5 protein-coding genes, 2 tRNA genes and 2 rRNA genes are annotated in these 10,142 nt (G+C 45.5%); 3 read left to right on the top strand and 6 right to left on the bottom strand.

Features of this window, described 5'->3' with window-relative positions; all coding sequences use genetic code 11:
• Positions 1 to 171: 171 nt before the first annotated feature.
• The 5 genes from P255_RS15040 to def form a co-directional block, all read right to left on the bottom strand.
• Positions 172 to 3,063, bottom strand: a 23S ribosomal RNA gene (locus P255_RS15040).
• A 363-nt stretch (positions 3,064 to 3,426) separates the two neighbouring features.
• A tRNA-Ala gene (locus P255_RS15035) sits at positions 3,427 to 3,502 on the bottom strand.
• A gap of 33 nt (positions 3,503 to 3,535) precedes the next feature.
• Positions 3,536 to 3,612: transfer RNA gene (locus tag P255_RS15030), tRNA-Ile, on the bottom strand.
• Between the two features lie 60 nt (positions 3,613 to 3,672).
• Positions 3,673 to 5,210 (bottom strand): 16S ribosomal RNA (locus P255_RS15025).
• The 16S and 23S rRNA genes sit together here with 2 tRNA genes alongside, the layout of an rRNA operon.
• A 499-nt stretch (positions 5,211 to 5,709) precedes the next feature.
• Positions 5,710 to 6,240: a peptide deformylase gene (def, locus tag P255_RS15020; RefSeq protein ID WP_004903046.1), complete on the bottom strand. Its 531-nt coding sequence runs from the start codon at positions 6,238 to 6,240 to the stop codon at positions 5,710 to 5,712.
• Positions 6,241 to 6,360: 120 nt separating this feature from the next.
• On the opposite strand from def, the gene P255_RS15015 reads away from it, so the two are divergent.
• The 3 genes from P255_RS15015 to P255_RS15005 are packed head-to-tail and all read left to right on the top strand — an operon-like array spanning position 6,361 to position 9,252.
• The gene (locus tag P255_RS15015; RefSeq protein ID WP_004903044.1) at positions 6,361 to 7,506 is read left to right on the top strand and encodes a LysM peptidoglycan-binding domain-containing protein; all 1,146 of its coding nucleotides are present in this window, start codon (positions 6,361 to 6,363) and stop codon (positions 7,504 to 7,506) included.
• A gap of 9 nt (positions 7,507 to 7,515) precedes the next feature.
• Positions 7,516 to 8,661, top strand: a complete 1,146-nt coding sequence (dprA, locus tag P255_RS15010) for a DNA-processing protein DprA (RefSeq protein WP_004903042.1) — start codon at positions 7,516 to 7,518, stop codon at positions 8,659 to 8,661.
• Between the two features lie 21 nt (positions 8,662 to 8,682).
• On the top strand, positions 8,683 to 9,252 hold the full coding sequence (locus P255_RS15005) for an L-threonylcarbamoyladenylate synthase type 1 TsaC (RefSeq protein WP_004903040.1): 570 nt from the start codon (positions 8,683 to 8,685) through the stop codon (positions 9,250 to 9,252).
• Between the two features lie 377 nt (positions 9,253 to 9,629).
• Here the strand turns inward: P255_RS15005 and P255_RS15000 are convergent, their stop codons facing one another.
• Positions 9,630 to 10,124: a disulfide bond formation protein B gene (locus tag P255_RS15000; protein WP_004903039.1), complete on the bottom strand. Its 495-nt coding sequence runs from the start codon at positions 10,122 to 10,124 to the stop codon at positions 9,630 to 9,632.
• Positions 10,125 to 10,142 lie beyond the last annotated feature (18 nt).

Here is a 10,142-nt window from a genome sequence, read left to right as displayed (position 1 = left end):
GTTGATCTTGTTGCTACCGTACTGTGTACCAAATGAGTTATTAACAAATTGGTTAACTGAGTCGAATTTTATGTTCTAGCGTTTACTAAATCAAGTTCTTTGTTTCAGATCAGATTTAACTGATCTTTTATGAATCGATTTAAGCTTTATATACAACTGCTTGGGTGTTGTATAGTCAAGCCTCACGAGCAATTAGTATTGGTCAGCTTCACATATCACTATGCTTCCACACCCAACCTATCAACGTCCTAGTCTCGAACGGCTCTTTAGAGGAATAAATTCCTAGGGAAATCTTATCTTGAGGTAGGCTTCCCGCTTAGATGCTTTCAGCGGTTATCCCTTCCGAACATAGCTACCCGGCGATGCGACTGGCGTCACAACCGGTACACCAGAGGTTCGTCCACTCTGGTCCTCTCGTACTAGGAGCAGATCCTCTCAAATTTCCAGCGCCCACGGTAGATAGGGACCGAACTGTCTCACGACGTTCTAAACCCAGCTCGCGTACCTCTTTAAATGGCGAACAGCCATACCCTTGGGACCTGCTTCAGCCCCAGGATGAGATGAGCCGACATCGAGGTGCCAAACACCGCCGTCGATATGAACTCTTGGGCGGTATCAGCCTGTTATCCCCAGAGTACCTTTTATCCGTTGAGCGATGGCCCTTCCATACAGAACCACCGGATCACTAAGACCTACTTTCGTACCTGCTCGACTTGTGGGTCTCGCAGTTAAGCGCGCTTTTGCCTTTATACTCTACGCGTGATTTCCGACCACGCTGAGCGCACCTTCGTACTCCTCCGTTACTCTTTAGGAGGAGACCGCCCCAGTCAAACTACCCACCAGACATGGTCCTCGTCCCGGATCACGGGACAGAGTTAGAACCTCAATATTACCAGGGTGGTATTTCAAGGATGGCTCCATTGGAACTGGCGTCCCAACTTCAAAGCCTCCCACCTATCCTACACAAGTAAGATCAAAGTTCAATGTCAAGCTGCAGTAAAGGTTCACGGGGTCTTTCCGTCTAGCCGCGGGTACACCGCATCTTCACGGCGAATTCGATTTCACTGAGCCTCTGCTGGAGACAGCGCCGCCATCATTATGCCATTCGTGCAGGTCGGAACTTACCCGACAAGGAATTTCGCTACCTTAGGACCGTTATAGTTACGGCCGCCGTTTACTGGGGCTTCGATCAAGAGCTTCGCTTACGCTAACCCCATCAATTAACCTTCCAGCACCGGGCAGGCATCACACCCTATACGTCCACTTTCGTGTTTGCAGAGTGCTATGTTTTTAATAAACAGTTGCAGCGGCCTGGTTTCTGTGGCTGCCAATAGCTCATCCCGCAAGGGGAATCACCGTCAGCAGCGTACCTTCTCCCGAAGTTACGGTACCATTTTGCCTAGTTCCTTCAGCAGAGTTCTCTCAAGCGCTTTGGTCTACTCGACCTGACCACCTGTGTCGGTTTAGGGTACGATTCCTGTGTAACTGAAGCTTAGAGACTTTTCTTGGAAGCATGGTATCAGCCACTTCACTGTACAAGTACAGCTTGCTATCAACTCTCAGCATAGAGCACCCCGGATTTGCCTAAGATGCATGCCTACTGTCTTTCACCTGGACAACCAACGCCAGGCTGACCTAACCTTCTCCGTCCTCTCATCGCATTACACAGAAGTATTGGAATATTAACCAATTTCCCATCGACTACGCCTTTCGGCCTCGCCTTAGGGGTCGACTCACCCAGCCCCGATTAACGTTGGACTGGAACCCTTGGTCTTTCAGCGAACGGGTTTTTCACCCGTTTTGTCGTTACTCACGTCAGCATTCGCACTTCTGATACCTCCAGCAGACTTCTCAATCCACCTTCATCGGCTTACAGAACGCTCCCCTACCACTTGACTAATGTCAAATCCGCAGCTTCGGCACATAGTTTTAGCCCCGTTACATCTTCCGCGCAGGCCGACTCGACTAGTGAGCTATTACGCTTTCTTTAAAGGGTGGCTGCTTCTAAGCCAACCTCCTAGCTGTCTATGCCTTCCCACATCGTTTCCCACTTAACTATGATTTTGGGGCCTTAGCTGGCGGTCTGGATTGTTTTCCTCTTGACTACGGACGTTAGCACCCGCAGTCTGTCTCCCGGATAGTACTCATAGGTATTCGGAGTTTGCATCGGTTTGGTAAGTCGGGATGACCCCCTAGCCGAAACAGTGCTCTACCCCCTATGGTATTCGTCCGAGGCGCTACCTAAATAGCTTTCGGGGAGAACCAGCTATCACCGAGTTTGATTAGCCTTTCACCCCTATCCACAAGTCATCCCCCGGCTTTTCAACGACGGTGGGTTCGGTCCTCCAGTTAGTGTTACCCAACCTTCAACCTGCTCATGGATAGATCACCCGGTTTCGGGTCTATACCCAGCGACTAAAACGCCCTATTAAGACTCGATTTCTCTACGGCTCCCCTATACGGTTAACCTCGCCACTGAATATAAGTCGCTGACCCATTATACAAAAGGTACGCAGTCACACCACGAAGGTGCTCCCACTGCTTGTATGCATGCGGTTTCAGGATCTATTTCACTCCCCTCACAGGGGTTCTTTTCGCCTTTCCCTCACGGTACTGGTTCACTATCGGTCAGTCAGGAGTATTTAGCCTTGGAGGATGGTCCCCCCATATTCAGACAAGGTTTCACGTGCCTCGCCTTACTCGTCATCATTATATGTGCCCTTTCGTGTACGGGACTATCACCCTCTACGGTTGCACTTCCCAGAGCATTCCGCTAAAACACATATAACTTAATGGGCTGATCCCCGTTCGCTCGCCGCTACTGAGGGAATCTCAATTGATTTCTTTTCCTAAGGGTACTGAGATGTTTCACTTCCCCTCGTTCGCCTTGCAACACTATGTATTCATGTTGCAATACCTACCTTATGGTAAGTGGGTTCCCCCATTCAGACATCTCCGGATCACAGGATATTTGCCGCCTCCCCGAAGCTTTTCGCAGGCTATCACGTCTTTCATCGCCTCTGACTGCCAAGGCATCCACCACATGCACTTAATTACTTGACTATACAACCCCAAACAGTCGTTATTACCTACAAGTAGTAATAAGACATGATCAATGATTTCTCATCAATCTCTTACAGTTTGAAGTACTGTGTATCTAAACACTGTACAGCTTCAATCTAATTCATATACCAAAACGCTTGATTCAGTTAATTTGCTAGTTCTCATTTCATTCTTTCGAATGAATGAGTTGAACAATTTATTTCAGACTCAATTTTACCAATCTGTTAATGAGTTAATGTGCCCTCGTCGGATCACACTAATACCGTGATACTTAAATCACAGAAGTTAATAAAATAAAACCTTCAGGTTTTTCTCTTACTAAATTCTGTAATCTTTAGCTCGAACTCTAATCTTCAGAATTCGTGGTGGAGACTAGGAGAGTCGAACTCCTGACCTCCTGCGTGCAAAGCAGGCGCTCTACCAACTAAGCTAAGTCCCCAGCTTATATCATCAATTTATATCGAATTGTCTTTGGTGGGTCTGACAAGACTTGAACTTGTGACCCCACGCTTATCAAGCGTGTGCTCTAACCAACTGAGCTACAGACCCATTCGATATACCAGAAGAACAACTTGTTGTGGATTCTTACCAATCAATCCGTCTTTTCGTTAAGGAGGTGATCCAGCCGCAGGTTCCCCTACGGCTACCTTGTTACGACTTCACCCCAGTCATCGGCCACACCGTGGTAACCGCCCTCATTGCTGTTAGGCTAGCTACTTCTGGTGCAACAAACTCCCATGGTGTGACGGGCGGTGTGTACAAGGCCCGGGAACGTATTCACCGCGGCATTCTGATCCGCGATTACTAGCGATTCCGACTTCATGGAGTCGAGTTGCAGACTCCAATCCGGACTACGATCGGCTTTTTGAGATTAGCATCCTATCGCTAGGTAGCAACCCTTTGTACCGACCATTGTAGCACGTGTGTAGCCCTGGCCGTAAGGGCCATGATGACTTGACGTCGTCCCCGCCTTCCTCCAGTTTGTCACTGGCAGTATCCTTAAAGTTCCCGACATTACTCGCTGGCAAATAAGGAAAAGGGTTGCGCTCGTTGCGGGACTTAACCCAACATCTCACGACACGAGCTGACGACAGCCATGCAGCACCTGTATCTAAGTTCCCGAAGGCACCAATCCATCTCTGGAAAGTTCTTAGTATGTCAAGGCCAGGTAAGGTTCTTCGCGTTGCATCGAATTAAACCACATGCTCCACCGCTTGTGCGGGCCCCCGTCAATTCATTTGAGTTTTAGTCTTGCGACCGTACTCCCCAGGCGGTCTACTTATCGCGTTAGCTGCGCCACTAAGGTCTCAAAGACCCCAACGGCTAGTAGACATCGTTTACGGCATGGACTACCAGGGTATCTAATCCTGTTTGCTCCCCATGCTTTCGTACCTCAGCGTCAGTATTAGGCCAGATGGCTGCCTTCGCCATCGGTATTCCTCCAGATCTCTACGCATTTCACCGCTACACCTGGAATTCTACCATCCTCTCCCATACTCTAGCTAACCAGTATCGAATGCAATTCCCAAGTTAAGCTCGGGGATTTCACATTTGACTTAATTAGCCGCCTACGCACGCTTTACGCCCAGTAAATCCGATTAACGCTTGCACCCTCTGTATTACCGCGGCTGCTGGCACAGAGTTAGCCGGTGCTTATTCTGCGAGTAACGTCCACTTACTTTGGGTATTAACCAAAGAAGCCTCCTCCTCGCTTAAAGTGCTTTACAACCAAAAGGCCTTCTTCACACACGCGGCATGGCTGGATCAGGCTTTCGCCCATTGTCCAATATTCCCCACTGCTGCCTCCCGTAGGAGTCTGGGCCGTGTCTCAGTCCCAGTGTGGCGGATCATCCTCTCAGACCCGCTACAGATCGTCGCCTTGGTAGGCCTTTACCCCACCAACTAGCTAATCCGACTTAGGCTCATCTATTAGCACAAGGTCCGAAGATCCCCTGCTTTCTCCCGTAGGACGTATGCGGTATTAGCGTTCCTTTCGAAACGTTGTCCCCCACTAATAGGCAGATTCCTAAGCATTACTCACCCGTCCGCCGCTAAGCTAAGGTGCAAGCACCTTCGCTCCGCTCGACTTGCATGTGTTAAGCCTGCCGCCAGCGTTCAATCTGAGCCATGATCAAACTCTTCAGTTTAAAATCATTGCACTTTACTAAAAGTGCTAAATCTGGCTCATTAATCTTACTGACTAAAAATTCGCTCAAATAAACTTCGAGAAATTTCTACCAATTCAATCAATGAAATATATATTCGACTGATCAACTGATAAAAATCCACACAAGTTGTTCTTCCAATTCTCTTAATGATCTTCTCGATGATTCGTCATCATCAAGCTAGGTCGGCTATGTTACTCTATTTTAAAACAAAGTCAACAGGTAATTTCGATATTTTTTAAAACTCATTCAATCAACTAAAAACTTATCTATCTAGCTAAGCCCTTGTTAATCAACAAGTTTTTATCTGCATCACCGCCGATGGATACGCATTATAGACCATAATCATTCTAACGCAACCCTTTTTTCTCCCCAACAACTCCATCTGTCCTTTTTTTATACTCAATTAAATTCAAATTATTGTTATTTATGTGTTTTTATTTGCGCACTAAAAGTTATCTATTTTAGCGCACAGATTCAATTAGCGTTTTACGGCTACTTTTTCACGTTCACGACTACGCACAAGCTTTTCAACTTTTTCACGGGCACGCTGACGTTTTAAAGGTGAAAGATAGTCGACAAATAATTTACCATCGAGATGATCCATTTCATGCTGGATACAAACAGCAAGTAAGCCATCAGCTTCTATTTCAATTTTTTCGCCATCAAGGTTTAACGCCTCTATTTTGACGCGTGACGGACGTTCAACTTTATCGTATATTTGAGGAACTGATAGACAGCCCTCTTCATAGGGTTGCTTTTCTTCAGTTAATGGTGTGATTTTAGGATTAATAAAGACTAAAGGCTGGTCTTTCTCTTCAGATAAATCCATGACGATCAACTGAATATGACGATCAACTTGAGTTGCTGCTAAACCTATGCCAGGAGCATGATACATCGTTTCAAACATATCTGCGGCAAGCTGACGAATTTCATCAGTAACTTCTTCAACAGGTTGTGCAATGGTACGCAGACGTGGGTCTGGGAAATTTAAAATGGGTAATAAGGCCATATGCCCTCCTCACAAATACCATTTATTTAACGGCCCTATGAAGAGCATGCTTCATAGAAAAATGTTAAGTAAGTTGGTTATTATAACGCAATTACAAATATCCATTTAGGAATTATGATAATGAAAAAGGTTTTACAGGGGACTGCCTTGGGGTTTAAAAAACATGTTCTTGCAGTTGCTTTGGGTCTAGGTTTGGGTCTCGGCAGTATTTCGATGGTCCATGCCGCATCACCTAATGTTGCACCTCTAACTTTAAAAACCAGCGCACCGCACGTTTATGTTGTACGTAAAGGCGATACGCTTTGGGATATTGCAGGTAAATTTCTTAAAAAACCTTGGCGTTGGCCTGAAATTTGGGCACATAACCGTCATGTGAAAAACCCACACTGGATCTATCCGGGTGACCGTTTGTTATTGTGTTCTTTTCATGGCAAGCCTTTGGTGGGTAAAGATGAAGGCGATGGTTGTGAAGGGATTATTCGTCGCCATATGGGCAGCATCAACCTAAAACCACACGTTCGTGTTGAATCTTTAAATGATGCCATTCCTGTGGTTCGCCTCAGTGACATTGATGTTTGGTTATATCGTGCCAATATTGTTGCACCTGAATCACTCACCAATACACCATATATTGTAGGTGCTGCCGATAACCGCTTGCTGGGTGGTAGTGGGCAAAAAATTTATGCTCGTGGCAATGGTTTAGCAGTCGGTCAGAATTATGGTATCTACCGCCAAACTCAACCTTATCTATTTAAGGATGCTCAGGGTAAAGAATATAACGCCGGTATTGAGCTTATTCAGGTTGCAAGTGCCGTATCGACTGCCGAAAACAATAATGGCGAGATAACGACTTTAGAAGTGACTAAGAGTTTCAATCAGGAAATCCGTCGCGGTGATTTCGTGTTGCCTGAATATCAAAATGACTTGCCTTCAATTTTCTACCCAACCAGTAAAAATGAAGTAACTGGCAATGGCCAAATCGTTCGCGTGCTTGGTTCAATTGGTCAAGCAGCAAAACGTAGCGTTGTGACCATTGACCGTGGCTTGCTAGATGGTGCGAAAACCGGACAGGTGTTTAGTGTTTACCAACAGGGTGAAGTGGTTAAAGATACTAAAACAGGACAACTCGTGACTTTGCCACAAGAAGAGATTGGCACAATCATGATTTTCAAAACATTTGACCATTTAAGTTATGCTTATGTGTTAGAGAGCACCGTACCTATTAAAGTGGGTGCATCAATCCAAGCACCTTCAATGTCAGACTAAGGGTGCTTTATGCTGAACCAGATCAGCAAGTCTCAACTCGACAGTCTTCGCTTGTGGTATTTGGTTCAGCATTCTTTATCGAGTTATCAGCAACTGATTCACTTCTTCGGAAGTGCGGAACAGGCAACTACACCTAAAAATTTGCAGCAATGGTCAAAACTCAAGTTACATAAAAATCATGTTCAACGCGCTGAGCAATTTCAACAGGCCAGTGAACAAAAAAATTTCCAGAGCATGCTCGATTGTTTAATAAAGCATTGCGACTTTATTTGTCTCGCCGAAGACAGCAATTATCCTGCACAGCTACGACCTTATGCGGATAAACCTCCCATTTTGTTTGGGCAAGGTAATCTTTTTAATTTAAGTCAGCCGCAAATTGCGATTGTGGGTAGCCGTAAAGCCAGCCCGCATGGTTTACAGATCAGTTATGATTTTGCTTACTATCTGGCAGAAAAAGGCTTTTTTATTACCAGTGGCTTGGCTCAGGGAATTGATCAGGCAGCACATGCTGCAGGGATTAAGCATCAAAAAACCATTGCAGTCATGGCAACAGGTATTGAACAAACCTATCCGGCTGCTCACGTAGAGCTCCGTCAGCAAATTGTGGCTGAGGGTGGTTGCGTGATCACTGAATTTTTACCCTTTACCAAACCGTTACAGCACAATTTCCCCCGACGCAACCGTATTGTCAGTGGTTTGAGTTTAGGAGTGCTGGTGGCTGAAGCAGCGCTAGAAAGTGGTTCTTTGATTACGGCTAAACTGGCAGCAGAACAAGGCAAACAGATTTTTGCGATTCCTGGGCATATTTATAGTGAATATCATCGGGGGTGCCACCAACTGATTCGCGAAGGCGCAACCTTGGTGGATCATCCTGAACAAATCATTGAAGATTTGGCGTTACCAACCCAATGGCAAATTCAGCAGCAAGATTCTCTTACTGCTGCAACAACATCGGATATTCCCGAACATTTACAGACCTTATATCAACAACTCGACTGGGTTGGGCAGGATCTAGATACGCTTGCAAGCAAGTTCACCATGACGATTGATGAACTTACAGCTCAACTGATGGAATTGGAACTTTTAGGCTTGTGCTTACAACAGGCAGGGCGTTATAGTCGTTGCCGTGCAGCAACTGCACCCTGCTTTTCTTAATTCTCCATAGAGCGTAAAAACATGATCACCTATTCAGTGGAACATGCCGCCGAGCTTTTGCAGCACGATCAAGTGTTAGCTTATCCAACTGAAGCCGTTTGGGGTTTAGGTTGTGATCCGATGAATCAGCAAGCATTTCAGAAAATTTTAGCCCTGAAACAGCGCCCAATTGAAAAAGGTGTCATTTTGCTTGCCAGTGATGTTGAACAGGTTGAAGCCTTACTCTCACCGCTTGATCAAGCTCGTCAACAAGAAATTATTGCGAGCTGGCATAATCGCCAAGCCCATGAGCGTGGTTTGACTTGGCTTCTTCCCAATCAGACAGCGATTCCTGAATGGATTACAGGTCAGCATCCACGTGTTGCGGTTCGGGTCACTAACCATCCTCTCTGTCAGCAACTATGCCGAGCTTTTGGCAGTTTTATTGTATCGACCAGTGCCAACCCCGCAGGTCTGGACCCTGCATGCAATTTAGAGCAGGCTCAAGCCTATTTTGCAGATCAGCTCGATTATCTGGATGGTGAACTTGGGCAAAGCCCTTTACCCAGCCGAATCATTGATGCAGTCACTGGACAAATCATTCGTGATTAAGTGTTTTTTTAAATTAAAACAGTTAGGCAAAAAAAAGCTCAGCCAGAAAGTAAGAGGCTGAGCGTATAAAACTGTGACGTTTTCACATCTATGGGGTTTCAATTAAAAATCAGATGATCTTTGTCTGAGAACGTTACCAATTATGACGAAAACACAGTTATTTGAAAAATAGTTTTTAAGTCTAAGTTGACTAATTTAGTCAGAATAGGTTTTCTAACTGAATGCCCAAAAGATTAGCCATTCTTTTTAAGAAAATAGATCACTGATTCCACTTTCATTTTGAAGAAATCATTGTGCATTTGGTATAAAAAACGACCAAAATAAATTGATCGTTTTTTTATAAAGATTGGTATTTTTTATGGCGGGATTTAGCCGCATTAGTGATAACGGCGCAGCATTTGCCAGATACAGACCAGAAGCAAAATCACAAAAAACAGACAAGACCATACAGACAAAGGCTGATCCAAGAATGTCCAGTCAATTTTGGCACATTCACCCGAGCCCGTTAGCACTTCAGCAAAGACTTCCTTCAAGGGTAAAACATCTATTAGATAATTTAAGCCTGGCCCACAACTCGGCACTTGGTCAGGCGGTAAATGCTGTAGCCAAATTTGGCGCGCGGCAACGCCTGCTGACCAGACCATACCCAATCCAGCAAGGAAGGCATAAGCACGCTTTAATTTATCCGAGGCTGGATTGTGAATCAGGGCAAGTAATGCGACAAGTCCCATCGCAATCAACCCAAGACGCTGAAAAATACACAGCGGACATGGCTGTAGACCTTTGACATGTTCGAGATACAGCGCAAATGACATGCCAATAATACTGATCAATACCAACAAGGCATTGACAAGACGATAACTCAAGCGCAAATGCTTTCCCCTTATTCT

The sequence above is a fragment of the Acinetobacter brisouii CIP 110357 genome, assembly GCF_000488275.1.
GTDB lineage: Bacteria > Pseudomonadota > Gammaproteobacteria > Pseudomonadales > Moraxellaceae > Acinetobacter > Acinetobacter brisouii.
The sequence above is the reverse complement of the archived record's forward strand: the minus strand, read 5'-3'. Positions and strand labels throughout refer to the sequence as shown.

What these genes read in the sequence shown, in the direction of transcription:
- P255_RS15015 (WP_004903044.1), top strand. Translation starts at nt 6,361, where the DNA reads ATGAAAAAGGTTTTACAGGGGACTGCCTTGGGGTTTAAAAAACATGTT.
- P255_RS15005 (WP_004903040.1), top strand. Translation starts at nt 8,683, where the DNA reads ATGATCACCTATTCAGTGGAACATGCCGCCGAGCTTTTGCAGCACGAT.
- dprA (WP_004903042.1), top strand. Translation starts at nt 7,516, where the DNA reads ATGCTGAACCAGATCAGCAAGTCTCAACTCGACAGTCTTCGCTTGTGG.
- def (WP_004903046.1), bottom strand. Translation starts at nt 6,240, where the DNA reads ATGGCCTTATTACCCATTTTAAATTTCCCAGACCCACGTCTGCGTACC.